Origin of the sequence: Streptomyces sp. NWU339 (genome assembly GCF_003143855.1) — a bacterium.
In the GTDB taxonomy this organism is placed as follows: Bacteria; Actinomycetota; Actinomycetes; order Streptomycetales; family Streptomycetaceae; genus Streptomyces.
The window spans coordinates 37,860-64,474 of the sequence record NZ_QFRK01000001.1; the positions used below are offsets into that span (position 1 = coordinate 37,860).

At 71.2% G+C, this 26,615-nt stretch carries 22 protein-coding genes and 2 pseudogenes; 13 read left to right on the top strand and 11 right to left on the bottom strand.

Going from position 1 to position 26,615, the window contains the following annotated elements:
* Window positions 1-170 precede the first annotated feature (170 nt).
* Window positions 171-332: pseudogene (locus DIZ27_RS00205) on the bottom strand (IS1380 family transposase); the annotation flags it as partial.
* Window positions 333-524: 192 nt separating this feature from the next.
* On the opposite strand from DIZ27_RS00205, the gene DIZ27_RS00210 reads away from it, so the two are divergent.
* Both DIZ27_RS00210 and DIZ27_RS00215 read left to right on the top strand, forming a co-directional pair.
* Window positions 525-1,187: an NUDIX domain-containing protein gene (locus tag DIZ27_RS00210; protein WP_109376207.1), complete on the top strand. Its 663-nt coding sequence runs from the start codon at window positions 525-527 to the stop codon at window positions 1,185-1,187.
* A 170-nt stretch (window positions 1,188-1,357) separates the two neighbouring features.
* Complete coding sequence (locus DIZ27_RS00215) at window positions 1,358-2,164, top strand: DUF427 domain-containing protein (RefSeq protein WP_109376208.1); 807 nt, start codon at window positions 1,358-1,360, stop codon at window positions 2,162-2,164.
* Here DIZ27_RS00215 and DIZ27_RS00220 read toward each other — a convergent pair.
* From DIZ27_RS00220 to DIZ27_RS00240, 5 genes and pseudogenes are all read right to left on the bottom strand, one after another.
* On the bottom strand, window positions 2,154-2,939 hold the full coding sequence (locus DIZ27_RS00220; RefSeq protein WP_109376209.1) for a GntR family transcriptional regulator: 786 nt from the start codon (window positions 2,937-2,939) through the stop codon (window positions 2,154-2,156). The two genes, DIZ27_RS00215 and DIZ27_RS00220, sit on opposite strands and share 11 nt — an antisense overlap.
* Window positions 2,940-2,983: 44 nt before the next feature.
* A complete protein-coding gene (iolD, locus tag DIZ27_RS00225) occupies window positions 2,984-4,855 on the bottom strand; it encodes a 3D-(3,5/4)-trihydroxycyclohexane-1,2-dione acylhydrolase (decyclizing) (protein ID WP_109376210.1) in 1,872 nt (623 codons plus the stop codon).
* Window positions 4,852-5,745, bottom strand: coding sequence for a 5-deoxy-glucuronate isomerase (iolB, locus tag DIZ27_RS00230; RefSeq protein ID WP_109376211.1), 894 nt, complete (start codon window positions 5,743-5,745; stop codon window positions 4,852-4,854). The genes iolD and iolB overlap by 4 nt, the downstream gene beginning before the upstream one ends.
* Before the next feature lie 28 nt (window positions 5,746-5,773).
* On the bottom strand, window positions 5,774-6,649 hold the full coding sequence (locus DIZ27_RS00235; RefSeq protein WP_109376212.1) for a deoxyribose-phosphate aldolase: 876 nt from the start codon (window positions 6,647-6,649) through the stop codon (window positions 5,774-5,776).
* Between the two features lie 71 nt (window positions 6,650-6,720).
* A pseudogene (locus DIZ27_RS00240) lies at window positions 6,721-6,972 on the bottom strand (PfkB family carbohydrate kinase); the annotation flags it as partial.
* Between the two features lie 312 nt (window positions 6,973-7,284).
* Here DIZ27_RS00240 and DIZ27_RS00245 point away from each other — a divergent pair.
* Genes DIZ27_RS00245 through DIZ27_RS00265 form a run of 5 tightly spaced genes read left to right on the top strand, consistent with a single transcriptional unit; the run spans window position 7,285 to window position 12,279 of the window.
* Window positions 7,285-8,304 (top strand): sugar ABC transporter substrate-binding protein, encoded by a 1,020-nt coding sequence (locus tag DIZ27_RS00245; protein ID WP_109376213.1) that lies wholly within the window; start codon window positions 7,285-7,287, stop codon window positions 8,302-8,304.
* Window positions 8,304-9,380: an ABC transporter permease gene (locus DIZ27_RS00250; protein WP_109376214.1), complete on the top strand. Its 1,077-nt coding sequence runs from the start codon at window positions 8,304-8,306 to the stop codon at window positions 9,378-9,380. Before DIZ27_RS00245 ends, DIZ27_RS00250 begins: the two co-directional genes overlap by 1 nt.
* A gap of 5 nt (window positions 9,381-9,385) precedes the next feature.
* Window positions 9,386-10,297 carry an ATP-binding cassette domain-containing protein gene (locus tag DIZ27_RS00255; RefSeq protein WP_109376215.1) on the top strand — a complete coding sequence of 304 codons (912 nt, stop codon included), beginning with the start codon at window positions 9,386-9,388 and terminating at the stop codon, window positions 10,295-10,297.
* Window position 10,298: 1 nt separating this feature from the next.
* On the top strand, window positions 10,299-11,201 hold the full coding sequence (locus tag DIZ27_RS00260) for a sugar phosphate isomerase/epimerase (protein WP_109376216.1): 903 nt from the start codon (window positions 10,299-10,301) through the stop codon (window positions 11,199-11,201).
* A gap of 58 nt (window positions 11,202-11,259) precedes the next feature.
* On the top strand, window positions 11,260-12,279 hold the full coding sequence (locus DIZ27_RS00265) for a Gfo/Idh/MocA family protein (protein ID WP_109376217.1): 1,020 nt from the start codon (window positions 11,260-11,262) through the stop codon (window positions 12,277-12,279).
* 52 nt (window positions 12,280-12,331) lie between these two features.
* Here the strand turns inward: DIZ27_RS00265 and DIZ27_RS00270 are convergent, their stop codons facing one another.
* From DIZ27_RS00270 to DIZ27_RS00280, 3 genes are all read right to left on the bottom strand, one after another.
* Entirely contained in the window at window positions 12,332-13,336 is a 1,005-nt protein-coding gene (locus DIZ27_RS00270) for a Gfo/Idh/MocA family oxidoreductase (protein WP_109376218.1), read from the bottom strand.
* Window positions 13,337-13,412: 76 nt separating this feature from the next.
* Window positions 13,413-14,189, bottom strand: coding sequence for an SDR family oxidoreductase (locus DIZ27_RS00275; protein ID WP_109376219.1), 777 nt, complete (start codon window positions 14,187-14,189; stop codon window positions 13,413-13,415).
* 26 nt (window positions 14,190-14,215) lie between these two features.
* Entirely contained in the window at window positions 14,216-15,403 is a 1,188-nt protein-coding gene (locus DIZ27_RS00280) for a phytanoyl-CoA dioxygenase family protein (protein ID WP_109376220.1), read from the bottom strand.
* A 115-nt stretch (window positions 15,404-15,518) separates the two neighbouring features.
* Here DIZ27_RS00280 and DIZ27_RS00285 point away from each other — a divergent pair, with 115 nt between their 5' ends.
* Entirely contained in the window at window positions 15,519-16,562 is a 1,044-nt protein-coding gene (locus DIZ27_RS00285; protein WP_109376221.1) for a LacI family DNA-binding transcriptional regulator, read from the top strand.
* Here the strand turns inward: DIZ27_RS00285 and DIZ27_RS00290 are convergent.
* Entirely contained in the window at window positions 16,543-17,703 is a 1,161-nt protein-coding gene (locus tag DIZ27_RS00290) for a Gfo/Idh/MocA family protein (RefSeq protein WP_109376222.1), read from the bottom strand. The two genes, DIZ27_RS00285 and DIZ27_RS00290, sit on opposite strands and share 20 nt — an antisense overlap.
* Window positions 17,704-17,945: 242 nt before the next feature.
* Between DIZ27_RS00290 and DIZ27_RS00295 the strand changes: the two genes are divergently transcribed.
* The 5 genes from DIZ27_RS00295 to DIZ27_RS00315 all read left to right on the top strand — a co-directional run bounded on the left by DIZ27_RS00295 (window position 17,946) and on the right by DIZ27_RS00315 (window position 25,699).
* Window positions 17,946-20,165, top strand: coding sequence for an NADP-dependent isocitrate dehydrogenase (locus DIZ27_RS00295; protein WP_109376223.1), 2,220 nt, complete (start codon window positions 17,946-17,948; stop codon window positions 20,163-20,165).
* A 410-nt stretch (window positions 20,166-20,575) separates the two neighbouring features.
* Window positions 20,576-21,934 carry a bifunctional o-acetylhomoserine/o-acetylserine sulfhydrylase gene (locus DIZ27_RS00300; RefSeq protein ID WP_109376224.1) on the top strand — a complete coding sequence of 453 codons (1,359 nt, stop codon included), beginning with the start codon at window positions 20,576-20,578 and terminating at the stop codon, window positions 21,932-21,934.
* Window positions 21,931-23,082 carry a homoserine O-acetyltransferase gene (locus DIZ27_RS00305; RefSeq protein WP_109376225.1) on the top strand — a complete coding sequence of 384 codons (1,152 nt, stop codon included), beginning with the start codon at window positions 21,931-21,933 and terminating at the stop codon, window positions 23,080-23,082. The genes DIZ27_RS00300 and DIZ27_RS00305 overlap by 4 nt, the downstream gene beginning before the upstream one ends.
* 104 nt (window positions 23,083-23,186) lie before the next feature.
* Window positions 23,187-23,984, top strand: a complete 798-nt coding sequence (locus tag DIZ27_RS00310; RefSeq protein WP_109376226.1) for an N-formylglutamate amidohydrolase — start codon at window positions 23,187-23,189, stop codon at window positions 23,982-23,984.
* A gap of 416 nt (window positions 23,985-24,400) precedes the next feature.
* On the top strand, window positions 24,401-25,699 hold the full coding sequence (locus tag DIZ27_RS00315; protein WP_258308160.1) for an IS4 family transposase: 1,299 nt from the start codon (window positions 24,401-24,403) through the stop codon (window positions 25,697-25,699).
* Here the strand turns inward: DIZ27_RS00315 and DIZ27_RS00320 are convergent.
* Complete coding sequence (locus DIZ27_RS00320; protein ID WP_109376228.1) at window positions 25,648-26,514, bottom strand: MBL fold metallo-hydrolase; 867 nt, start codon at window positions 26,512-26,514, stop codon at window positions 25,648-25,650. The two genes, DIZ27_RS00315 and DIZ27_RS00320, sit on opposite strands and share 52 nt — an antisense overlap.
* Between the last annotated feature and the right edge of the window lie 101 nt (window positions 26,515-26,615).

Consider the following 26,615-nt stretch of genomic DNA (forward strand, 5'->3'; position numbering starts at 1 on the left):
GGGCATTCACTACTGACCTCAGCGTTTCGCTTCGTGCGACTGAGCTCGTCTGCCGGTGCTGGACCTGTGATTTTGGTGCTCGGCTGTCGGGCTGGCATGGGGTGGGACCCGACGCGCGGGCCGGGTGCTCCGGGTTCCTTGGTCGTGAGCGGGCAGGGACAGCCTTGCTGTCAGGTAGCCGGGCGAGGGAGAGCCGTCAGGAGGGCGAATGTGCTGGTCAGCTCGTTTCGCCAGGGCCAGGTCGCGCAGATGCGCAGGCGGGGACGACGACCGCCGCGGGTGATGCGGGCAGCGGCATGCAGGAGCCGGTAGCGGAGCTTCTTCGGCGGAGCACCTGACCATGGTGACACCGCGTGAGGAGATGCGGAGAGAGCTGTAGACAGGTGGGAAGCCCTGGCTCGGTGGGTTCACCCACCGGGGCTCCGCCGTCCCACATCCGTTTCGCGGACTTGTTGTATAGAAGTGGTCATGACCACTCTGCATGTGTTCTCCCCGTACGTGCCCTCCCGCCCGGCGGCCCTGCGGTGACCGCCGGAGTCGACAGCCCCGACCGCAGGGGCCGCACCGGACTCGACCGGACCGGACGGGACCTGACCGGGAACCCGCGGGTGAAGGTGCGGGACGTGAGGCTGTTGTCCACCCACTGGTACGTCGAGCGCACGACGACCTTCGACTTCCAGCGCGCCGACGGCACCTGGAGCACACAGGAACGCGAGACGCACGACCGCGGCAACGGCGCGACGATGCTCCTCTACGACGCCGAACGCGAAACCGTGCTGCTCACCCGCCAGTTCCGTTTCCCGGTGTACGTCAACGGCCACCCCGACGGCATGCTGATCGAGACACCGGGTGGTCTGCTCGACGACGAGGAGGAACACCCGGAGATCGCCGTGCGCCGTGAGGTGGTGGAGGAGACCGGGCACACCATCGGAGCCGTCCGGCACGTCTTCGACGTCTACATGAGCCCCGGCTCGGTCACCGAACGCGTCAGCTTCTACGCCGCCGCCTACGGAGCCTCGACCCGGACCCACGCGGGCGGAGGGCTGGGCGAGGAGGGCGAGGACATCGAGATCCTCGAACTGCCTTTCCGCCAGGCCCTGGAGATGATCCGCACCGGTGAGATCAACGACGCCAAGACCATCATGCTGCTTCAATGGGCCGCGCTGGACGGGCCGTTCGCCCGTTGAATCCCGACGCACCACCGTGTGGCGGGCGGAGCGGGCCCGCGTCCTCGTGACGGCGGCCGGGCTGCCCGGGGTGTCTTCGGGGGCCCGGCTGGAGGGGGCGCGCTGAGACGTCCGCGTGTGTCGGTGGGACCGTGGAAGGGACACCCGGACACCCGGAGGGAGCGCCGGCCATGACCACCCACCCCGCTGCCCGCACCATGCGGGCGACCCCGGAAGGGCTGCTGTGGGAGCCCAGTGAGCGCTGGGTGCGCGGTACCGCGGGCGATGTCACCGTCGTCGACAGCCGCCACCCGCTCCTCGTCTGGGAGCCCCGGCTGCCCGTCCCGCAGTACGCCTTCCCCCGTGCGGAGGTGCGCACGGACCTCCTCCGCCCCGCACAGGACCCGCCCACGGGCAGGCACACCGGCTCGACGGTCTTCTACGACCTCGAGACCGGTGGCGGGGTGCGCCCGAACGCGGCCCGGACGTTCCCCGCGGAGGACCTGGCCGGCCACCTCGCCTTCGAGTGGTTCCGGCGCACCGGCACGGGACTCGACCACTGGTACGAGGAGGACGAGGAGATCTTCGTCCATCCCCGTGACCCGCACACCCGGGTGGACGCCGTGCCGAGCAGCCGCCACGTCCGGGTCGGGATCGACGGCACGGTCGTCGCCGACACCCGGTCCCCGGTCCTGCTGTTCGAGACCTCCCTGCCGACCCGGTACTACCTGCCGCGCCAGGACGTCCGCCTGGACCTCTTCGAGGCCACGGACCACAGCACCGACTGCCCGTACAAGGGCACGGCCGACCGGTACTGGTCCTGGCGCGGCGGGGGCGCCGTACCGCCGGACATCGTGTGGAGCTACTCCGAGCCGCTGCCCGCCGTGGCCGCGATCAGGGGGCGGCTGGCCTTCTTCAACGAGGCGGTCGACCTCACCGTGGACGGTGAGCGCCTCCAGCGCCCGGTCACGCCCTTCAGCGCGGGCCTCAGGACCTGACCAGGAGCTGGAAGTCGAAGGAGTACCGCGAGGCGCGGTAGACGTGTGTGGCGTACTCCACCGTGCGGCCCGTGTCGTCGTAGGCCGTGCGCTGCATGGTGAGCAGGGCGGCGCCCTCCTTCTCGTCCAAGCGGGAGGCCTCCGAGGCCGTGGCCGAGCGGGCGCCGACGGTCTGGCGGGCGCTGTGCAGGGTGATGCCGGCCGAGCGCATCATGCGGTACAGGCCGGTCGACTCCAGGCGGGCGTCGTCCAGGTCCAGCAGCTCCGGCGGGAGGTAGTTGCACAGCAGGGCGACCGGCTGGCCGTGGGTGCGGCGCAGGCGTTCCAGCAGGACCACCTCGCCGCCCTCGGCCAGGCCGAGCGCGGCGGCCGCCGCGGCGGGCGCCGGGACCGTCTCGTGGCGTACGACCTGTGTGGTCGGACCCTGTCCCGCCGCCTCCAGGTCGTCGTAGAGGCTGCTCAGTTCCAGCGGCCGTCTGACCTGGCTGTGCACCACCTGGGTGCCCACCCCGCGCCGCCGGACCAGGAGCCCCTTGTCGACGAGGGACTGGATGGCCTGGCGGACGGTGGGGCGGGACAGACCGAGGCGTACGGAGAGGTCGACCTCGTTGCCCAGGAGGTTGCCCGGGGCGAGGACACCGCGTGCGATCGCCGCCTCCAGCTGCTGGGCGAGCTGGTGGTACAGCGGCACCGGGCTGCCCCGGTCCAGGGCGAAGTCCATTGTGCTGAGCGCGGATTCGGTCACGGCACGGGGCCGGTCACCGGTCTTCGCCATGGGCGTACCTCCCTGTCGAGGGCGCGGTAGGGGTCGGGAACTGATCAGAGGTGGCGGCGGCGTTCGGCGACCCGGGCGTCGTACCGTTCGCGGGCCCGGAGGGCGGCCTCGCGGGAGGAGACCTCGGCCACCGGCACGTCCCACCAGGCCTCGGCCGGGGGAGCGGTGGGGGCCGGGTCCGTCTCGACGTACACGCACGTCGGACGGCCGGCGGTACGGGCCCGGTCCAGGGCGTCCCGCAGCTCCCGCACCGTCTTGGCGCGCAGCACGTCCATGCCCAGGCTGGCGGCGTTCGCGGCGAGGTCGACGGGCAGCGGGGCGCCGGTGAAGGTGCCGTCCTCGGCCCGGTAGCGGTAGGCGGTGCCGAAGCGTTCGCCGCCGGTCTCCTCGGACAGGCCTCCGATGGAGGCGTATCCGTGGTTCTGGATCAGGACCATCTTGACGGGCAGCCGCTCCTGGACGGCCGTGACGATCTCCGTCGGCATCATCAGGTACGTGCCGTCGCCGACCAGCGCCCAGACCGGGGTGCCGGGCGCGGCCTGCTGGACGCCGAGGGCGGCCGGGATCTCGTAGCCCATGCAGGAGTAGCCGTATTCCAGGTGGTACTGGCGCGGGCTGCGCGCACGCCACAGCTTGTGCAGGTCGCCGGGAAGCGAACCGGCAGCGTTGATCACCACGTCCGTGTCGCCCACGACCGCGTCGAGCGCGCCGAGCACCTGGGTCTGGGTCGGTACGGCGTTCTCGTCGTCGGCGCGGTAGGCCGTCTCGACGACCTGCTCCCAGCGCTCCTTGCCGGCGCGGTACTCCGCCTCGTACGCCGCGTCCACGCGGTGCCCGGTCAGCGCCCCGGCCAGCTGCTCGAGACCGGTGCGCGCGTCGCAGACCAGAGTGCGCGCCGCCAGCTTGTGGGCGTCGAAGCCGGTGATGTTGAGGTTGAGGAAGCGGACGTCCGGGTGGCGGAAGAGGGTGCCGGAGGCGGTGGTGAAGTCGGTGTAACGGGTGCCGACGCCGATCACCAGGTCGGCGGTGCGGGCGAGGTCGTCGCTCACCGCGGTGCCGGTGTGGCCGATGCCACCCAGGTCGGCCGGGTGATCGTGGCGCAGGGAGCCCTTGCCGGCCTGGGTGGAGGCGACCGGGATGCCGGTGGCGTCGACGAGGGCCTTGAGCGCGGTCTCGGCCTCGCTGTGGTGGATGCCGCCACCCGCGACGATCAGCGGGCGCCGGGCGGCCCGTACGGCTGCCACGGCCGCCGTCAGCTCGGCCGGGTCGGGCGCCGGGCGCCGTACGGGCCAGACGCGGTCGGCGAAGAACTCCTCCGGCCAGTCGTACGCCTCGGCCTGTACGTCCTGCGGCAGTGCGAGGGTGACGGCGCCGGTCTCGGCCGGGTCGGCGAGCACCCGCATCGCGTTCAGGGCGGAGGCGATCAGCGCCTCGGGGCGGGTGATCCGGTCGAAGTGGCGGGAGACGGGGCGCAGGGTGTCGTTGACGGAGACGTCGGCCTCGACCGGGTGCTCCAGCTGCTGGAGCAGCGGGTCGACGGCGCGCGAGGCGAAGTAGTCGCCGGGCAGCAGCAGCACCGGCAGCCGGTTGACGGTGGCGAGGGCGGCGCCGGTGACCAGGTTGGTGGCGCCGGGGCCGATGGACGTCGTCACCGCCTGCGCCGAGAGCCGGTTGAGCTGGCGGGCGTGGGCGACGGCCGCGTGCACCATGGCCTGCTCGTTGCGGCCCTGGTGGTACGGCATGACGTCGGCGTACTCGACCAGTGCCTGCCCGACGCCCGCCACGTTGCCGTGGCCGAAGATGCCCCAGGTGCCCGCGATCAGCCGGCGGCGCACGCCGTCCCGCTCGGTGTACTGGGCGGACAGGAACCGCACCAGGGCCTGGGCGGTGGTCAGTCGGCGGGTGGCGGCGCTCATGCGGACCTCTCCGGGGCGGTGTAGAGGGGGAGACGGGGGTCGACCGGCTGGTCCGGCCAGGTGTCACGGACCCAGGCGTGGTCGGGGTGGTCGCAGATCAGCCAGGCCCGTTCGGCTTCCGGGCCGGCCATGACGTTGAGGTAGTACATGTGGTGGCCGGGCACGGCCATGGACGGCCCGTGCCAGCCGTCCGGGATGAGGACGACGTCGCCGTCGCGCACCTCCGCCAGCACGTCCGTCTCCCGGCCCGGACCGGAGGGGGAGACCCGCTGGTAGCCGAGGCCGGGGGTGCCGTCGTGGCCGGCGAACTCGAAGTAGTAGATCTCCTCCAGCACGGACTCCTCGCCCGGCCGGTGCTCGTCGTGCTTGTGCGGCGGGAAGGACGACCAGTTGCCGCCCGGGGTGAGGACCTCCACCGCGATCAGCTTGTCGCACTCGAACACGCCCGCCGCCCCGAAGTTGTTGACCTGCCGGGAGCAGTTCCCGGTGCCGCGCAGCTCCACGGGAACGTCCGAGGCCGGCCCGTAACGGGCGGGCAGGCGGCGGGTGCAGCGGGCGCCGGTGAGCGCGAACCGGCCGCCGACGGCGGAGGTCACGCTCGCGCGGGCGTCGCGCGGCACGTAGGCGAAGTCGGTGACGCCGTCGAACACGCCGGTGCGGCCGGTGAGTTCGAAGGTGTCGTGGCCGAACTCGTCGTCCGCGGTGACCGTGCAGCCGCCGCTCAGCGGCAGCACGATCCACTCGCTGTCGCCGGTGTCGAAGGTGTGGCTGCCGCCGGGCGGCAGTTCCAGCACGCGCAGGCTGGAATACCCCCAGCCGGCGGTCTTCGGGGTCACGTCGACGACGTAGGGGCCGGTGTGGGCCCTGCCCGCGGGAAGGTGGTACGTCATGGCATGCCTCCGTCTCGGAACGGGCTTCTCACAACAGGCCGACGGCCGTGTCCACCGCCGACTCCACGGTGCCGCTCGCCGGGTAGAGCAGCGAGCGGCCGACGACCATGCCCTGCACGGAGGGCAGTCTCAGCGCCTTGCCCCACCGCTCGTACGCGGCTTCCTGGTCGCCGACCTCGCCGCCGAGCAGGACGACGGGCAGGGTGGAGCTCCGCAGGACCTCCGCCATGTCGTCGGCGTTCTCGGTGACGGGGAGTTTCAGCCAGGTGTAGGCGGAGGTGCCGCCGAGGCCGGAGGCGATGGTGATGGACCGGATGACGGCCTCGGCCGACAGGTCGTTGCGGACCCTGCCGTCGACCCGGCGCGAGATGAACGGCTCCACGAACACCGGGAGACGGCGTTCGGCCATGGCGTCGATCGCGCGGGCGGTGGACTCCAGGGTGGTCAGGGAGCCCGGGTCGTCGTAGTCGATGCGGACCAGCAGCTTGCCCGCGTCGAAGCCGAACCGCTCGATGTCCTCGGGGCGGTGGCCGGTGAAGCGGTCGTCCATCTCGAAGGCCGAGCCGGCCAGCCCGCCGCGGTTCATCGACCCCATGACGACCTTGTTCTCCAGCGCGCCGAGCAGCAGCAGGTCCTCCAGGACGTCGGCGGTGGCCAGCACCCCGTCGACACCGGGCCGGGACAGGGCGACGCAGAGACGTTCCAGCAGATCGGCGCGGTCGGCCATGGCCAGCCGCCGGTCGCCGATGCCGAGCGCGCCCCGCGCGGGGTGGTCGGCGGCCACGATCATCAGCCGCCCGCTGTCGCCGATCAGCGGACGGCGCGCCCGGCGGGCCGCCGCCTCGGCGACGGCCTCCGGATTCCGGGCCCGGACCGCGGTGAGGTCACAGATGCTGAGATTCAAGGGAAGGACTCCGTTCAGGACTGGCTCGGCAGGCTCGCGTCGCCCGGCGGCACGGCCCGCGCGAGGAGGCCGTCGACGCCGAACTCCTTGGGCGCCTCGTGCAGACAGGCGCCGAAGGGGTCCTCTCCCGTGCGGGTGACCACCGCCGTGGCACGGCCGAGGCGGGCGGCGGCCACCGCGACGTTCGCGGCCGAACCGCCGAGGAACTTTCCGAACGTTTCGACCTTCGTCAGCGGAACGCCGGTCTCCAGTGGGTAAAGGTCGACCCCGATGCGGCCCATGGTGATCAGGTCGAAATACTGTGGTGCGTCTGAGTCGGTCATCGAGCGAAGCTCCTCGAACTGCTGGGGATGCGGGTCCCCTGGCGCCCTGCGACGGTGGGGACGTGGAAGCCAGGGACCTGCCGCCTCTCAGGTGTAGGTCGCGGAGGGCGACGCTGTCAATAGTTTGTACTTACATTCGGACTAGCTAGTGAAATGATGTCTTAACAAAGTATTGACAGAGTGCGCATCAAGGGATTTGATCCCGTCCCAGCACGACAGCCGTTTCGCACGACAGACCGGACGTCCGAGGCTCCGGGGAGGATCCTCGGGACCCGCCCTTTTTCCGCGTAGCCCAGCGAGGTGCAGGCAAAGATGGACCGCTCTTCTCACAACCACCCCCGCAGAATCGCGCCGTTCGTCGCGGTGGCCGCGGCGGCTGCCCTGACCCTCACCGGCTGCTCCAGCGGTTCCGGCGGCAAGAAGTCCGAGGAAGGCGCGGACGCCTCCTCGGCGGGCAAGGCGAGCACGCCCCGCATGACGGTCGCCCTCGTCACGCACCAGGCGCCCGGTGACACCTTCTGGGACATCGTCCGCAAGGGCGCCGAGGCCGCCGCCGCCAAGGACAACGTCAAGCTCGTCTACTCCGCCGACCCGAACGCGGGCAACCAGGCCAACCTGGTGCAGAACGCGATCGACCAGAAGGTCGACGGCATCGCCGTCACCCTCGCCAAGCCGGACGCGCTCAAGAGCGTCATAGCCAAGGCGACGAAGGCCGGCATACCCGTCGTCGGCCTCAACTCCGGCCTGAGCGACTGGAAGGACCTCGGCCTGCTCGAGTTCTTCGGCCAGGACGAGTCCGTCGCGGGTGAGGCCTTCGGCAAGAAGCTGAACGAGGTGGGCGCGAAGAACACCGTCTGCGTCGTCCACGAGCAGGGCAACGTCGGCCTGACCCAGCGCTGCGACGGACTGAAGAAGACCTTCGAGGGCAAGACCCAGATCCTCAACGTCAACGGCACCGACATGCCGTCGGTGAAGTCGACGATCACCGCCAAGCTCAAGCAGGACTCCGCCATCGACTACGTCGCCACCCTCGGCGCCCCGTTCGCGCCGACCGCGGTGCAGTCGGTGGGTGACGCCGGCAGCAAGGCGAAGGTCGCCACCTTCGACCTCAACAAGGACCTGACCAAGGCGATCCAGGCCGGCGACATCGAGTTCGCCGTGGACCAGCAGCCCTACCTCCAGGGCTACCTCGCCATCGACGGCCTGTGGCTCTACGAGAACAACGGCAACTACAGCGGTGGCGGCGAGCAGCCGGTGCTGACCGGCCCGGCGTTCGTCGAGAAGTCCAACGTCGACGCGGTCTCCGAGTACGCCGCGAAGGGCACTCGGTGATGAGCATGACCCGACAGGCTGAGCCGGCGGTGACCCCACCGCCGGCCTCCGGCCCGAAGGAGACCGACGGCCGGACGGTGCGGCGCCCGCTGGCGCTGCGCCTGCTCGCCCGGCCCGAGGTCGGCGTCTTCCTCGGCGCCGTCGCCGTCCTGGTCTTCTTCCTCTTCACCGCCCCGCCGATGCGCGACGGCAGCTCGATGGCGAACATCCTGTACCAGTCGTCGACCATCGGCATCATGGCGCTGCCGGTGGCGCTGCTGATGATCGGCGGCGAGTTCGACCTGTCGGCCGGTGTCGCGGTGATCACCTCGGCGCTCACCGCGAGCATGCTCAGCTACCAGCTGACCATGAACATCTGGGTGGGCGTGATCGTCGCCCTCGTGGTGTCCCTCGCGGTCGGCATGTTCAACGGCTGGTTCCTCGTCAAGACGGGCCTGCCGAGCTTCCTGGTCACCCTGGGCACCTTCCTGATCCTCCAGGGCGTCAACCTGGCGGTGACCAAGCTGGTCACCGGGAACGTCGCGACCGACGACATCAGCGACATGGACGGCTTCGACCAGGCCAAGGCCGTCTTCGCCTCGAGCTTCGAGGTCGGCGGCATCCAGGTGAAGATCACCGTCGTGTGGTGGCTGGTCTTCGCCGTCCTCGCCTCCTGGGTGCTGCTCCGCACCAAGTACGGCAACTGGATCTTCGCGGTCGGCGGCAACAAGGAGAGCGCCCGTGCCGTGGGCGTGCCGGTGACGTTCACCAAGATCTCCCTGTTCATGCTGGTCGGCTTCGGCGCCTGGTTCGTCGGCATGCACCAGCTGTTCTCCTTCAACACCGTGCAGTCCGGCGAGGGCGTGGGCCAGGAGCTCATCTACATCGCCGCCGCGGTGATCGGCGGCTGCCTGCTGACCGGCGGCTACGGCTCCGCGATCGGCCCGGTCTTCGGCGCCTTCATGTTCGGCATGGTGCAGCAGGGCATCGTCTACGCCGGCTGGAACCCCGACTGGTTCAAGGCATTCCTCGGCGTCATGCTCCTCGGCGCCGTCCTCATCAATCTGTGGGTCCAGCGCACGGCGACCCGGAGGTGACAGCGATGACCGACGACACGACCGGCACCCACGGTGCCGTCCCCAAGGACACCGCCCCGGACGGGGAGCACCCCCTGGTCGAACTCCGCGGCGCCGGAAAGTCCTACGGCAACATCCGCGCCCTGCACGGTGTCGACCTGGCCGTCCACCCCGGCAAGGTGACCTGCGTCCTCGGGGACAACGGCGCCGGCAAGTCCACCCTCATCAAGATCGTCTCCGGACTGCACCAGCACACCGAGGGCGAGTTCCTCGTCGACGGCGCCCCGGTACGCTTCTCCACCCCGCGCGAGGCCCTCGACAAGGGCATCGCCACCGTCTACCAGGACCTCGCCGTCGTCCCGTTGATGCCGGTGTGGCGCAACTTCTTCCTCGGTTCCGAGATGACCAGGGGACCCTGGCCCGTCCGCCGCCTCGACATCGACCGGATGAAGAGGACCGCGGACGAGGAACTGCGCAACATGGGCATCGTCCTGGACGACCTGGAGCAGCCCATCGGCACCCTCTCCGGCGGCCAGCGCCAGTGCGTGGCCATCGCCCGTGCCGTCTACTTCGGCGCCCGCGTCCTCATCCTCGACGAGCCCACCGCCGCGCTCGGCGTCAAACAGTCCGGTGTGGTGCTGAAGTACATCGCCGCCGCCCGCGACCGCGGCCTCGGCGTCATCTTCATCACCCACAACCCGCACCACGCCTACATGGTCGGCGACCACTTCAGCGTCCTGCGCCTGGGCACCATGGAACTCTCCGCCTCCCGCAGCGACGTCACCCTCGAGGAACTCACCAACCACATGGCCGGCGGCACCGAACTCGCCGCCCTCAAGCACGAACTGGCGCAGGTGCGAGGCGTCGACGTGGAGGAGCTCCCCGAGGCGGAAGACCTCCAGACCCCCGCAGCGGCATCCCCGGAAGGAAAGTCCTGACATGGCAGTCGCGCTCGACCGCATCCGGGTGGGTTCCGCCCCCGACTCCTGGGGCGTCTGGTTCCCCGACGACCCGCAGCAGGTGCCCTGGCAACGCTTCCTCGACGAGGTCGCCGAAGCCGGCTACTCCTGGATCGAACTCGGCCCCTACGGCTACCTCCCGACCGACCCCGCCCGCCTCACCGACGAGGTGGAGAAGCGGCACCTCAAGGTCTCCGCCGGCACCATCTTCTGCGGACTGCACCGCGGCCCCTCCGAGTGGGAGTCCACCTGGGAACAGGTCGGCCGGGTCGCCTCCCTCACCCAGGCCATGGGCGCCAAGCACCTCGTCGTCATCCCGTCCTTCTGGCGCGACGACAGGACCGCCGAGATCCTGGAGGCCCCGGAGCTCACCACCGAGCAGTGGAGCCACCTCACCCGGGGCATGGAACGCCTCGCACGGGAGGTGCGGGACACCTACGGTCTCGACATCGTGGTCCACCCGCACGCCGACACCCACATCGACACCGAGGAACACGTCGAGCGCTTCCTCGACTCCACCGACTCCTCCCTGGTCAACCTCTGCCTCGACACCGGCCACTACGCCTACTGCGGCGGCGACAGCGTCAAGTTGATCGAGACCTACGGCGAACGCATCGGCTATCTGCACCTCAAGCAGGTCGACCCGGAGATCCTCGCCGACGTGGTCGAGAACGAGATCCCGTTCGGCCCCGCCGTGCAGCGCGGCGTGATGTGCGAACCGCCCGCCGGCGTACCGGAGCTGGGCCCGGTCCTCACGGCCGCCCAGAAGCTGGACGTGGACCTGTTCGCGATCGTCGAGCAGGACATGTACCCCTGCGAACCGGACAAGCCGCTGCCGATCGCGGTCCGCACCCGCAAGTTCCTCCGCTCCTGCGGCGCCTGACGGCGAGGAGCCCGACCACCCGGAAACACCCGACCACCCGGAAAGGGGAGGCGACGACATGAACCGGCAGGAACCCCTGGGAATCGCCGTCATCGGCACGGGCCGCATGGGCGCGGACCATGTGCGCCGTATCGACCGGGTCATCAGCGGCGCGCGGGTCACCGCCGTCGTCGACACCGACGCGGAACGGGCCAAGGCGGTGGCCGCCGGCGTCGACGGCTGCACCGCCCACACCGACCCGGCCGCCGCGATGGCGGCGGCCGACGTCGACGCCGTTCTCATCGCCTCCCCGGGGCCGGCCCACGAGGCGGCCCTGCTCACCGCGTTCGAGCACGACCTGCCCGTGCTGTGCGAGAAACCCCTCACCCCCGACGCGGCCTCCGCGCTGCGCGTCATGGAAGCCGAACAGGCACTCGGCCACCGCCGCGTCCAGGTCGGCTTCATGCGCCGCTACGACGCCGAGTACGTCCGCCTCAAAGCCCTGTTGGAGAGCGGGCAGCTGGGCCGCCCGCTGATGCTCCACAACCGGCACCGCAACGTGGCCAGCCCGCCGTTCTTCACCAGCTCCATGCTGATCAGCGACTCCGTGGCACACGAGGTGGACGCCACCCGCTGGCTGCTGGGCCACGAGATCACTGCGGTCACGGTGCTGCGCCCCACCCCCTCCGCCGGCGCCCCGGACGGACTGCGCGACCCGCAGTTCGTCGTCCTGGAGACCGACGGCGGCGCGCTCAGTGACGTCGAGATCTTCGTCAACTGCGGCTTCGGCTACCAGGTCCAGGCCGAGGTGGTCTGCGAACGCGGCACCGCCCGCATCGGCGACGGCCACGACCTGGTCACCAACATGGCCGGCCGCTGGGGCGGCACCATCGCCCAGGACTGGGCCGAACGCTTCGCCCAGGCCTACGACGACGAGGTCCAGGCCTGGGTGGACACCACCCGTCGGGGCGAGGTCACCGGCCCCAGCACCTGGGACGGCTACGCGGCGGCCGCCGTCTGCGAGGCCGGCGTCCGGGCCCTGGAGGAAGGCGGCCGGGTCGCGGTCGAACTGGTGGAGAAGCCCCCGCTGTACCGGTGAGACCACATGATGCGTGGGTGGGGGGCCGTCCTTCGCAAGGACGGCCCCTCGCTCATGCCTGACGTACCTCCTCGAGGGTGACGGGGCGGTGCTCGTGCAGCGAGAGGGTGCACGCCTCCGCGATCCAGCCCGCCTCCAGCGCGTCCTCGATCGTGCACGGAGAGGGGCGGGACCCGGCCACGACCTCGGTGAACGCGGTCAGTTCGGCCCGGTAGGCCGCGGTGAAGCGGTCCATGAAGAAGTCGTGCGGGGTGCCGGCGGGGAACGTCACGCCCGGCTCCACCGACCGGAGCGGCAGCTTGTCCTCCAGGCCGACCGCGATGGAGTCCTTGAAGCCGTGGATCTCCATGCGGACGTCGTAACCACGGGCATTGTGGCGGCTGTTGGACACCACGGCGATGGTGCCGTCGTCCAGGGTGAGGATCGCGCCGGTGGTGTCGGCGTCGCCCGCCTCCTTGATGTAGTCGGCACCCCGGTTGCCGCCCACCGCGTACACCTCGGTCACCTCACGGCCGGTCACCCAGCGGATGATGTCGAAGTCGTGCACGGAGCAGTCACGGAAGATGCCGCCGGACGCGGCGATGTACGCGGCCGGCGGCGGCGCCGGGTCCAGCGTGGTGGAGCGCACGGTGTGCAGCGTGCCGAGTTCGCCGCTGCGCACGGCGGCCCGCGCGGCGACGAAGGCGGCGTCGAAACGGCGGTTGTAGCCGATCTGGATCGGCACGTCCCGGCCCCCGACCGCCTTCAGTACCCGTACGCCCTCGGCCATCGTGCCGGCCACGGGCTTCTCGCAGAACACGGGGACGCCCGCATCCACACAGGCGAGGATCAGCCCCGGGTGGGCGTCGGTCGCCGCGGCGACCACCACGCCGTCCACCCCGGCCGCGAGCACGGCCTCGGGGGAGTCGGCGACCTCGGCGCCGAACCGGTCCGCGGCGGCCTTCGCGGCGTCCGCGAACGGGTCGGAGACGACGAGCGACTCGACGGCGTCGAGCCCGGAGAGGGTCTCGGCGTGGAAGGCGCCGATGCGGCCGAGGCCGAGGATTCCGATGCGCATGGGGGTGGTGCTCCTTGAATGCGGGGATGCGGGGATGCGGGGCGCGTACGAGCGGACTGCGGCAGAGCGGGGGAGGTCAGTCGAGGCCGCCGAGGACGTTCTGGTCCCAGTCGATCACGGAGCCGGTGACCACCCCGGAGCGGTCGGACAGCAGGAGGACCACGAAGTCGGCGATCTCGTCCGGCCGGCCCAGCCGTCCCATCGGCAGCCGGGCGGCGGCCCGCTCGCGCCAGTCGTCCCCGGCGGCGTGGAAGGTGCGCTGGGTGGCGTCCTCGCCCTCGGTCGCCGTCCAGCCGATGTTCAGGCCGTTGATCCGGATCCGGTCCCAGCGGTGGGCGTGGGCGGCGTTCCGCGTCAGGCCCATGAGCCCGGCCTTGGCGGCGACATAGGGCGCCAGGAAGGGCTGCCCACCGTGCGCCGACGACGTGATGATGTTGACGATCGTGCCGGGCGCCTCGCGCCGCACCATGTCCGCCACGGCGGCCTGCATGGCGAAGAACGGTGCCTTGAGGTTGATCGCGACGTGCTGGTCGAACAGCTCCGGCGTGGTGTCCAGCAGCGTGCCGCGCGAGGTCAGCCCCGCCGAGTTGACCAGGCAGTCGACCCGGCCGTGGGCCCGCACCACCCGGGTGACGGATCCCTTCGCCTGCTCGGCGTCCGCCAGATCGGCGCGGACGAACATCGCCTCGCCGCCCGCGGCCGTCAGCTCCGCCACCAGGGCCTCACCGGGCTCGGTACGGCGCCCGGTGACGGCCACGGCCGCCCCCTCGCGGACGGCGGCCCGCGCGACGGCGGCGCCGATGCCCTGACTGCCGCCGTTGACGAGGACGACCTTGTCGTCGAGAAGTCCCATGACTGTGCTCCGGGGTCCGGGTCCTTTCAGCTGTCGCGCCGTTTGGCGGCGGCCCGCAGGGCGTCCCGCAGGGTCCGCGCGGTCCATTCCTCGCGCAGCGCCCGCCGCACGAGGTCGGCCTGCGAGGGCGGGGCCAGACCGTCGGCCGGCGGGTCGTTGTCGAGGTTGGTGGGGAAGGGGTAGCCCTCGGCGCTCGCCGCGATCACGTTCTCCTGCCACTGCTCGCCGGCGCCCTCCGCCCGGCCCTTGAGCAGCGCCGGGTAGACGGCTCCGGTCACGGCCTCGCGGTCCACCGTCTCCATGGCCCGCCCGAACGCGGAGGACACCTGGAGCAGGTTGGCCATGCGCCGGATGTCCGCCGAGTGGTTGGCGCCGGCGGCGTGGAACAGCGCCGGGTTGAAGAAGACCGCGTCGCCCTTGGCGAGCGGCAGCTGCACGTGGTGCTCCTCGAAGTACGCCTGGAACTCGGGGAGCCGCCAGGCGAGGTAGCCGGGCCCGTACTTCTGAGAGTGCGGCAGGTACAGCGTGGGACCGGACTCGACGGGCATGTCGCAGTGCGCGACCGCGCCCTGGAGGGTGAGCACGGGGGAGAGGTGGTGCACCTGCGCCGGGTAGGCGGCGGCGACCTCGTTGGAGAGGAAGCCCAGGTGGTAGTCGCGGTGCACGGTCTGGGCGGCGCCGCCCGGGTTGACCACGTTGATCTGGGAGGTGACCTGGTAGCCGGGGCCGAGCCAGGCCGAGGAGACCAGGGCGATCACGTCGTTGGCGTAGTAGTCCGCGAAGGTCTGCGGGTCGTGGAGGGCGGTCTTCTCCAGGGCGTTCCACACCCGGTCGTTGGCGCCCGGCTTGGCGAAGTGGTCGCCGGCGGTGGCGCCCGTGGCGCGCTGCTCGGCGATCAGGGCGTCGAACACGGCGGTGGCCCGGTCCACGACCGCCGGGTCGGGGAAGGCACCTCGGACGACCACGATGCCGGGGCCGCCCAAGAGGGCGCGCACCAGCTCGGCCTGCGCGTCGCGGCGGTCCGCGAGGGCGAGCCGGTCGGCGTCGTAGAGCAGCACGTTCTGCTCCACGGCCGAGGCGTGCGGGTAGTCGGCGCCTTCCGTGGTCTGCTCGACCAGGGCACGGAAGACATCCAGGTCGCAGTCCTGCTCGGACAGCCAGGGCCGCTGCTCCGTGGACGGCTGGGCCGGGGTGGGAGCGGTGGAGAAGGACATGTTCGTCCTTTCGGGTCACGGGGGGACTCGGCTCTGCCATTCTTGTCAGTACAAAGCCTTCGAACAACCATCAGTCAGCCATCAAAAACCCCTCAGAAGCCTCAGGAGCCGGAGCATGGGCCACCCCTTCCCGATCAGGGAAATCGCACGTCAGGCAGGGCTGAGCGAGGCCACGGTCGACCGGGTCCTCAACGGCCGCGGCGGGGTGCGGGACAGCACCGCGCAGGAGGTGCGCCGCGCGATCGCCGACCTGGACCGGCAGCGCACCCAGGTCCGGCTGGTCGGCCGCACGTTCATGGTGGACATCGTGATGCAGTCGCCCGAGCGGTTCTCCACCGCCGTGCGCACCGCCCTGGAGGCCGAACTGCCCGCGCTGCACCCGGCGGTGGTCCGCTCCCGCTTCCACTTCCGCGAGACCGGCCCCGCCGACGAGCTGACCGCCGTCCTCGACCGGATCGCCCGGCGCGGCTCGCAGGGCGTGATCCTCAAGGCGCCGGACGTCCCCGGGATCACCGCCGCCGTCGGCCGGCTCGCCGCGGCGGGCATCCCGGTGGTCACCCTGGTGACCGACCTGCCGACGAGCGCCCGGGTCGGCTGTGTCGGCAGTGACAACCGGGCCGCGGGCGCCACCGCCGCGTATCTGGTGGGCCAGTGGCTGGGAGACCGGCCCGGCAATGTGCTCACCAGCCTCAGCAGCGGGTTCTTCCGCAACGAGGAGGAACGCGAGATGGGTTTCCGGGCTGCCATGCGCGCCCGGCACCCCGGGCGCGCCCTCGTCGAGATCGCCGAGGGCCAGGGCCTGGACACCACCCAGTACGACCTCGTCCGGGCCGCCCTGGACCACGACCCGGACATCCGCGCGGTCTACTCGATCGGCGGCGGCAACATCGCGACCCTGCGTGCCTTCGAGGACGCCGGGCGGGAGTGCGCCGTGTTCGTCGCACACGACCTCGACCACGACAACACCCGGCTGCTGCGCGAGCACCGGCTGTCCGCGGTGCTCCACCACGACCTGCGCCAGGACCTGCGCGAGGCCTGCCACATCGTGATGCGCGCGCACGGCGCCCTGCCGCCCGCGGGCCCCACCCTGCCGTCCCCGATCCAGGTGGTCACGCCGTACAACATGCCCACCGACATTCCTACACCGACGGTACGTTGACCCATGCTCCGCTCTCCGCCGAGCGCACCATCGCGTCCAGTACGGCCGCGCTGCGCACGGCGTCGGCGAGCGTGGCGCCGTGCTCGGTGTCCTCGGCGACGGAACGCAGGAACCGGTACGCCTCGACGACCTTGAGGTCGTCGTAGCCCATGGCGTTCGCCGCGCCCGGCTGGAACGCGCCGAACTCGCCGTCGCCCGGACCGACGTAGACCGTGCTCACCGGCTGGTCCTGGTACGCGGTGCCGCGGCTGACGCCGAGTTCGTTCATCCGGCGGAAGTCCCAGAACACGGCGCCCCTGGTGCCGTGCACCTCGAAGCCGTAGTTGTTCTGCTCGCCGACCGAGACCCGGCAGGCCTCCAGCACCCCGCGTGCGCCGGAGGCGAAGCGCAGCAGGCAGTTCACGTAGTCCTCGTTCTCCACCGGGCCGAGTTCGCCGCCGGTGGCGCGGGAGTGGCCGGCCGTGGCACCGGCCGGACGGGCCCGTTCCGGCAGGAAGATCGCCGTGTCGGCGGTCAGCGAGGCGATGTCGCCGAGCAGGAAGCGGGCCAGGTCGGCGCCGTGCGAGGCCAGGTCGCCGAGGACTCCGCTGCCGCCGCGCTCCCGTTCGTAGCGCCAGGTCAGCGCGGACTCGGGATGGGCGGCGTAGTCGCTGAACAGGCGGATGCGGGCATGGGTGACGGTGCCGATGTCACCGGAGGCGATCAGGGTGCGGGCCGCCTCGACGGCGGGCGCGTTGCGGTAGTTGAAGCCGACCGCGCTGCGGACACCGGCCTTGGCGACGGCGTCGGCCACCGCGCGGGCGTCCTCGGCGGTGAGACCGACGGGCTTCTCGATCCAGATGTGCTTCCCGGCCTCCGCCATCGCGACACCGATCTCGCGGTGCAGGAAGTTCGGGGCCGTGATGCTGACCGCCCGGACCCGGGGATCGGCGGCCACCTCGCGCCAGTCCCGGGTCGTGCCGGCGAACCCGAACTGCGCGGCGGCCTCCTCGGCCCGGCCCGGCACCTCCTCGGCGACCGTGATCAGCTCAGGGCGCAGGGCGAGCTGCGGGTAGTGGTGCGGCACGCGCGCGTACGCCTGGGTGTGCACCCGCCCCATCCAGCCGAATCCGACGACGGCGACACCGAGCGTATCCACCATGCGAGCCCTTCCCCGGACCGTTCCGTCCCCGGACCGTTCCGTCATTCGTTCAACATCCGTCCCCGCTTGTCCGGACAAACCTTGAGCGTGTCCGGGTGGGACTGTCAAGGAGCCGCAGGCCGAACCCGACCAACGGGCGGCTGCCCCACATCGCCTTCGCCGCCGACACCCCTGTCGAGCCCGGACCGCGAACGGGATATCTTGATGTCGAGCAATGTTGCAGACGTGGAGCGGAGCACCCGGTGACTGACTCGACCATCATCTATACGCACACTGACGAGGCCCCGGCCCTGGCGACGTATTCCTTCCTGCCGGTGGTCCGGGCGTACGCCGCGCAGGGCGGTGTCGCCGTGGAGACGCGCGACATCTCGCTGGCCGGACGCATCATCGCCGTGTTCCCGGAGTACCTCACCGAGGACCAGCGCATCCCGGACGCCCTCGCCGAGCTCGGTGAGCTGGCGAAGACGCCCGCGGCCAACATCATCAAGCTGCCGAACATCTCGGCGTCGATCCCGCAGCTCAAGGCCGCGATCGCCGAGCTGCAGGGCCAGGGCTACGCGCTGCCGGACTACCCGGACGACCCGCAGAGCGACGAGGAGCGCGAGGTCCGCGCCCGTTACGACAAGATCAAGGGTTCCGCCGTGAACCCGGTCCTGCGCGAGGGCAACTCCGACCGGCGCGCCCCCGCCTCGGTCAAGAACTACGCCAAGACCCACCCGCACCGCATGGGTGCCTGGACCGCCGAGTCCAAGACCAACGTGGCGACCATGGGCGAGAACGACTTCCGCTCCACCGAGAAGTCCGCGGTGATCGCCGCGGACGGTGCGCTGCGCATCGAGCTGCTCGGCGACGACGGCACCACCACGGTGCTGCGCGAGTCCGTACCCGTCCTGAAGGACGAGGTCGTCGACGCCTCCGTGATGCGGGTCGCCGCGCTGCGCGAGTTCCTCACCGCCCAGGTGGCCCGCGCCAAGCAGGAGGGCGTGCTGTTCTCCGTGCACCTGAAGGCCACGATGATGAAGGTCTCCGACCCGATCGTCTTCGGCCACGTGGTGCGCGCCTTCTTCCCGAAGACGTTCGCGCAGTACGGCGAGCAGCTCGCCGCGGCCGGCCTCAGCCCGAACGACGGCCTGGGCGGCATCTACAAGGGCCTCGAGGGCCTGCCCGAGGGCGCCGAGATCAAGGCGTCCTTCGACGCCGAGCTCGCCGAGGGCCCGGAGCTGGCGATGGTCGACTCCGACAAGGGCATCACCAACCTGCACGTCCCCTCGGACGTCATCGTGGACGCCTCCATGCCGGCCATGATCCGCACCTCCGGCCACATGTGGGGACCCGACGGCCAGGAGGCCGACACCCTGGCCGTCCTGCCGGACTCCAGCTACTCCGGCGTCTACCAGGCCGTGATCGAGGACTGCCGCGCCAACGGCGCCTTCGACCCGTCCACGATGGGCTCGGTCCCGAACGTGGGTCTGATGGCGCAGAAGGCCGAGGAGTACGGCAGCCACGACAAGACCTTCGAGATCCCGGTCACCGGCACCGTCCGCCTGGTCGACCAGGCCGGCGAGGTCGTCCTGGAGCAGACCGTCTCCGCCGGCGACATCTTCCGTGCCTGCCAGACCAAGGACGCGCCGATCCGCGACTGGGTGAAGCTCGCCGTCACCCGCGCCCGCGCCACCGGCGCCCCGGCCGTCTTCTGGCTGGACGAGACCCGCGCCCACGACGCCAACCTGATCGCCAAGGTCGAGCAGTACCTCACGGAGCACGACACCGAGGGCCTGGACATCCGCGTCCTGAACCCGGTGGAGGCCACCAAGCTGTCGGTGGAGCGCATCCGCCGCGGCGAGGACACCATCTCGGTCACCGGCAACGTGCTGCGCGACTACCTGACCGACCTGTTCCCGATCCTGGAGCTGGGCACCAGCGCCAAGATGCTGTCGGTCGTCCCGCTGATGGCGGGCGGCGGCCTGTTCGAGACGGGTGCGGGCGGCTCCGCGCCCAAGCACGTGCAGCAGCTGGTCAAGGAGAACTACCTGCGCTGGGACTCCCTCGGTGAGTTCTTCGCGCTGGTTCCGTCCCTGGAGCAGTTCGCGACGACCACGGGCAACACCAGGGCCAAGGTCCTCGCCGACACCCTCGACCGGGCCACGGCGACCTTCCTCAACGAGGACAAGTCCCCGAGCCGTCGTCTCGGCGGCATCGACAACCGCGGCAGCCACTTCTACCTGTCCCTGTACTGGGCGCAGGAGCTGGCCGGGCAGAGCGACGACGCGGACCTGGCGAAGGCCTTCGCCCCGCTCGCCGAGACGCTCGCCGCGAACGAGCAGAAGATCATCGACGAGCTGATCGCCGTCCAGGGCGAGCCGGCCGAGATCGGCGGCTACTACCAGCCCGACCCGGCCAAGGCCGCCGCCGTCATGCGTCCGTCCGCCACCTGGAACGAGGCCCTGGCCTCCCTCAGCTGACGTAATCCAAGCAATCCGATCAATTCGGGCAAACAGCCCACTGGTTCCGCCCCGGCCGGCACGACGCCCGGCCGGGGCGGAGCCGTGTCCGTCGCCGGCCGGGCGGCCCGGCCGGCGGGCCCGCGACCCGTGCACGGCGCGTTCATGAATACCGTGTGAAGAGATCGACCACCTACTGAGACGCCGTCTCATTCCGTGCTCACCTGGTCGTAGGCTGGCGCCGGTGACACGCTGCCACCGCGACCACGCACGTGTCACCACTACGGCGTGTCGCGCGAGAAACCGACACCCACGTCGGCACGTGGTCCTCTCCGACGCCCTGCTCCCCGGGGACAGGGACATCCGGCACGCCCCCGCACCCCACACGCCCACCGGTCGTCCGCGCCCGCACTGCGCACGAGGAGCACATCATGAGCCAGCCCACCGAACCCGGCACCGCCGACACGCCCGAGGGGACGTCCACCGGTCCCGACACGTCGGCCTGGTCGTTCGAGACCAAACAGGTCCATGCCGGTGCCGAACCCGATCCCACGACCGGGGCCCGGGCCACGCCGATCTACCAGACGACCTCGTTCGTGTTCCGGAACACCCAGCACGCCGCCGACGTCTTCTCGCTGGCGGAGCCGGGGAACATCTACACCCGCATCCACAACCCCACCCAGGACGTCCTCGAGCAGCGCGTCGCCGCCCTGGAGGGCGGAGTGGCGGCGGTGGCCCTGTCCTCGGGGCAGGCCGCACAGACGCTGGCCCTCCTGACGCTCGCCGGGGCCGGCGACCACATCGTCTCGGCCACCTCGCTGTACGGCGGAACGTACAACCTGTTCCGGCACACCCTGCCGAAGTTCGGCATCGAGGTGTCCTTCGTCGACGATCCCGACGACGCCGAGGCCTGGCGCGCGGCCATCCGCCCCAACACCAAGGCGCTCTACGCCGAAACGCTGGGCAACCCGCGGAACAACGTGCTCGACGTGCGGGCGGTCGCGGACGTGGCCCACGGCGCGGGCGTGCCGCTGGTCGTGGACAACACGATCGCCACGCCCTACCTGCTGCGTCCGCTCGAGCACGGCGCGGACATCGTGGTGCACTCGGCGACGAAGTTCCTCGGCGGGCACGGCACCACGATCGGCGGCGTGGTCGTGGACGGCGGAACCTTCGACTTCGGCGCACACGCCGAGCGGTTCCCGGACTTCACCGAGCCCGACGCCAGCTACCACGGCCTGCAGTACTGGCCGGCGCTCGGCCCCGGCGCGTTCGCGATCAAGCTGCGTGTCCAGTTGCTGCGCGACCTCGGACCGGCCATCGCCCCGCACTCCGCGTTCCTGCTGCTGCAGGGCGTGGAGACGCTGAGCCTGCGCATGGAGCGGCAGACGGCCAACGCGCTGGCGCTGGCGGAATGGCTGGAGCAGCGCGACGAGGTCGCGGTGGTGCACCACCCGAGCCTGCCGTCCAACCGCTGGTACGAGGCGGCGCAGAAGTACCTCCCCCGCGGTGCCGGCGCGGTGTTCTCCTTCGAGCTGAAGGGCGGTGTCGAGGCGGGCAAGCGGTTCGTGGACGGTGTGGAACTGTTCAGCCACCTCGCCAACATCGGTGATGTGCGCAGCCTGATCATCCACCCCGCGTCCACCACCCACAGCCAGCTGAACGAGGAGCAGCTCGAGGCGACCGGAACCGCGCCGGGTCTGGTGCGACTGTCGGTCGGCATCGAGAACCTCGCCGACCTCAGGGCCGACCTGGAGTCCGGTTTCCGCGCGGCCAAGGGCGTCCTCTGAACGCCTCCACGGCCTCCGGAACATCGGTCCCCCTCCCGCCGTCCACCGGGGCCTGGCAGGAGGGGGACCCGCCCGGGCGGCGTCAATGGCATGCCCTCGGCACGCCGCTGCCGCTGGAGGCGGGCGGTGAACTCCCCGGCGTGGAAATGGCGTTCGAGACCTGGGGGCGGCTCGCGCCGGACGGTTCCAACGCCGTGCTGGTGCTGCACGCGCTCACCGGTGACAGCCACGCGGCCGGACCGGCCGGTCCCGGTCATCCCACGGCCGGCTGGTGGGACGGGCTGATCGGGCCCGGGCTGGCCCTCGACACCGACCGCTGGTTCGTCGTCGCCCCGAACGTGCTGGGCGGCTGCCAGGGCAGCACGGGGCCGGCCTCACCGCGCCCCGGCGGGCGGCGCCGGTGGGGCGGTGCCTTCCCGTACCTGACCCAGCGGGACCAGGTCGCCGCCGAGGCCCGGCTGGCGGACGCGCTCGGTGTGCAGACGTGGGCGCTGGTGGTCGGCGGCTCCATGGGCGGGATGCGTGCGGTGGAATGGGCGGTGACGCATCCCGAGCGCACGGGGGCGCTGCTGCTGCTCGCCACCACGGCGGCCGCGAGCGGCGAGCAGATCGCCTGGTCCACCCTCCAGCTGCACGCCATTCGCAGTGATCCGCACTGGCACGGCGGCGACTACCACGACACCGGCCGGGGCCCGCACGCCGGGCTGGGGATCGCCCGGCGCATCGCCCACGTCACCTACCGCAGCGAGCCGGAGCTGTCGGCCCGGTTCGGCCGGGCGCCCCAGGGGATGGAGGACCCGTGGCGCGGCGGCCGGTACCAGGTCGAGTCGTACCTCGACCACCACGCGGTCAAGCTCGTCCGGAGGTTCGACGCGGGCAGCTACGTGGTGCTGACGGAGGCGATGAACGGCCACGACGTGGGACGCGGCAGGGGCGGCGTCCGTGCGGCCCTGCGCCGGGTGACCGCGCCCGCGCTGGTGGCCGGGGTCGACTCGGACCGGCTCTATCCGCCGTCCCAGCAGGCCGAGCTGGCCGCGCACCTCCCCGGTGCCGACCGGCTCAGAGTGGTGGAGTCGCCCTACGGGCACGACGGTTTCCTCCTCGAGACGGAACAGGTCGGCGCGCTGATCCGCGAGCTGCTGGGCTGACCTCCGCTCCCCGTCGCGACGTGTTGTCAGTGGTGTGTGGCACCTTGATCATGCCGTGCACCGATCATGCCGTGCACCACTGACGACCCTCCTGGAGCAGCCCGATGACCGACACCCCGCAGTCCTACGACCTCCTGCCCGGAGCCGGGGACTCCCCCGTGATCCTCCACGTGCCGCACTCCGCGCGGGAGATACCGGCCGCGGTGCGGCCCGGGATCGTGTTGGGGGACGCGGAGCTGGAGCGGGAGCTGGACCACATCACCGACGCGCACACCGCCGCGATCGCCGGGGCCGCGGCCGAGGCGGCCGGGATCACCCCGTGGCGGTTCGTGAACCGGCTGTCCCGGCTGGTGATCGACCCCGAGCGGTTCCCGGACGAGCGGGAGGAGATGCTGGCCGTGGGGATGGGCGCGGTCTACACCCGGACCACGCACAAGGACGTGCTGCGGCCCGACGACTTCGATCCAGAACCGCTGATCGAGCGGTACTTCCGGCCGTACGCGCGGGCCATGACCGAGGCGGTCGCGGATCGCCTCGCGGCCACCGGGCGGGCCGTGATCATCGACGTGCACTCCTACCCCGCCTCGCCCCTGCCCTACGAGCTGCACGGAGCGGGCCCCCGCCCGGCCGTCTGCCTGGGTACCGACCGCTTCCACACGCCGCCCGCGCTGCTCGACGCGGCCCGCGAGGCGTTCGCGCCTTGCGGGGAGACGGGGCTGAACAGCCCGTTCGCCGGCACGTACGTGCCGCTGGAGTTCCACGAGAAGCGGGCGGAGGTGACGGCGCTGATGGTGGAGATCCGCCGGGACACCTACATGACCGAGCCGGGCGGACCCGCCGGTCCGGGCCTGTCGTCCCTCGCCTCGGCGCTCGGTGCCCTGGTGGACGCGGTGTCGCGCTGACGCGCGGGGCGCTTCCAGCAGGTCGGCGCCCGGGGCGCGCCGACGGGCCGCTGATCGTGCACGACGTCGAGCGGCTCGACCGAAGCCCCTGCCGGATCACCCCGTCCTGCTGCGCCACCGCCCGGTCCGCCACCCTCGGCGCCGAGGATGCTCGCGCTGCACAAGGGGCTCGGCGCCGGCCTGAGTCCGACGAGAAAGGTCCTCACGGGCTTTTGCCCAAGGCCGTGAAGTTACGGCTTGAGTGCGGGTGTCCAGGCGGCTGTGATCTGTGGGTTTGCCGGACGTGGGAAGCGGAGCCCCGGTAGGACTGGCAGTCGACCAAGACAACCGTCCACTCACCGGAGGCTCCGCTGGCCGGACAGTCTGCCATCACGCGTGTCGTCACGGTGGCCGAAGGGCTTTATGCACCGGGTCACTTGGGCGAGTTGACACGGATCGTTCCGTTCGAGCTGGTCGATGCCGTGCTTGCCGAGTGCGGAGGGGTCCAGCAGCGGCTGCGGAAGCTGCCCGCGCGGGTCGTGGTCTACCTGCTGCTGGCCGCGGCCCTGTTCGAGGATTGCGGCTATCGCGAGGTATGGCGCAAGCTCACCGGCGCCCTGGTGGGGCTGCCGCTGGTTGAAGTGACCGCGACCGCGCTGTGGCACGCCCGCTGCCGGCTCGGTGTCCGCCCGGTGCGGGCCCTGTTCGACCTGCTGCGCGGACCCGCCAGCGCGATCCGTACGACCGGAGCACGCTGGAAGGGTCTGCTCGTCACCGCGATCGACGGCACCCACCTGGACGTCGCCGACGACCAGGCGGTCCGCGCCAAGCTGGGCAAGGGGTCCAACCAGTACACCGCCGCCTCGGGATACCCGCAGGTCATGCTGGTGGCACTGGTCGCCTGCGGCACCCGCGCGGTCATCGACGCGGTCTTCGGGCCGCGCAAGCCCGGCGAGGCCGTCCTGGGCCGCCGCCTGGCACGTTCCCTGACAGGCGGCATGATCGTCCTGCTGGACCGGGGATTCTCCTTCGACTCCTTCCTGACGACCGTCGCCGGCACCGGGGCGGACTTTCTCGCCCGTCTTTCCTCGAGGCGCAAACCGCCCGTCCTGGCMACCTGCCCGGACGGCTCGTTTTTGTCCAGGATCGGTGACGTCGAGGTCCGCATCGTCATCTGCGAGATCACCATCGCCACCAGCGCGGGCCGCCGCACCGGCGCCTACCGGCTGGCCACCACGCTCCTTGACCACCGCACCCACCCGGCATTCGACCTGGTCAGGCTGTACCACGAGCGCTGGGAAGTGGAATCGGCCTACTTCGAGATCAAGAAATCGATGCTCGGCCGACGCGTCCTGCGCTCGAGGACCTGGCCCGGCATCGCCCAGGAGATCTACGCGCTCCTGACCGCCTATCAGGTGATCCGGATCGCCATAGCCGACGCGGCCCAGGCATCCGGCACCGATCCCGACCGCTGCAGCTTCTCCGTCGCCCTGAACGCCGCCCGCGACCAGATCGTCCAGGCCCAGGGCGTGATCGCCGACACCGTCATCGACCTCGTCGGCACGATCGGGCACGCGGTCCTGGGCACCCTCATGCCCGCACGGCGAACCCGCCTCGGCCCTCGCGCGGTCAAACGGCCTCTGTCCCGATACGCCTACAAGAGCCTCAAGGTCGACCGCCACACCTACAAGGCCACCGTCAGCATCGACATCTTGACGTCGGCTCCCGGACCGTAAACTTCACGGCCTTGGGCTTTGGCCCGGGAGGCCAGGCCGCGGAACCGGTACTCGTGGGCGGGCAGAGCCTCGGCCGAGCCATAGCCCGCCGTTCGCTCCAGCGACTCCAGGTAGATGCCCAGCGGGGGCTCGGGGTTGAACGGGTGCAAGCCGATGTTCGGACTGATGCGGGGCAGCACGTGGTCACCGGTGAGCAGGACGTCCTCGTCCCGCTCGTACAGGCACAGGTGGCCAGGGGTGTGCCCGGGCGTCCACACAGCGGTCAGCCGCCGCCCCGGCAGCGGGACGGTGTCGCCGTCCTCGATCAGCAGGTCCGGCTCCGGCATGTCCATGAACGGAACCATGCCCTCGGCGTCTCTGACCAGTTCCGCGATTGCATCGGCCGGTATGCCCACCTCCAAGAACCATGAGTGGTCAGTGCTGTTGGCCCCCTCCGCGTGCCACACCCGCGAGGGAAGTGAGTCCCGCTCGGCCGGATGCATGGCCACCCAGGCACCCGAGGCCTCGCGCAACCGCGCGCTCAGGCCGTGGTGGTCGGGATGGACGTGCGTCGCCAGGATCCCGGTGACATCCCCGGGGGCGGCACCCGCTGCTTTCAGTCCTTGCTCCAGCGCCGCCCATCCGGCATCGGTGTCCCAGCCCGGGTCGACAGCCAGCAGGCCGGCATCACCGGTGAACAGGTAGCACAGGGTATAGCGCAGCGGGTTGTCCGGGATCGGTACCGGTACGGACCACAGACCCGGGCGCACCTGCTCCACAGGGGGATCTGTGCGGGCCCGCCACGCATTTCGCTGTGCGATTCCGGTCACCTGCATGCACCCGCTCCTCTGCCTCGTATCCGCGACGTACAGCGGCGGCGCCACGGTCGGGCGCGGATGGGACGAACACAACGGCTGGTCGGCCCTGTGTGATGTGT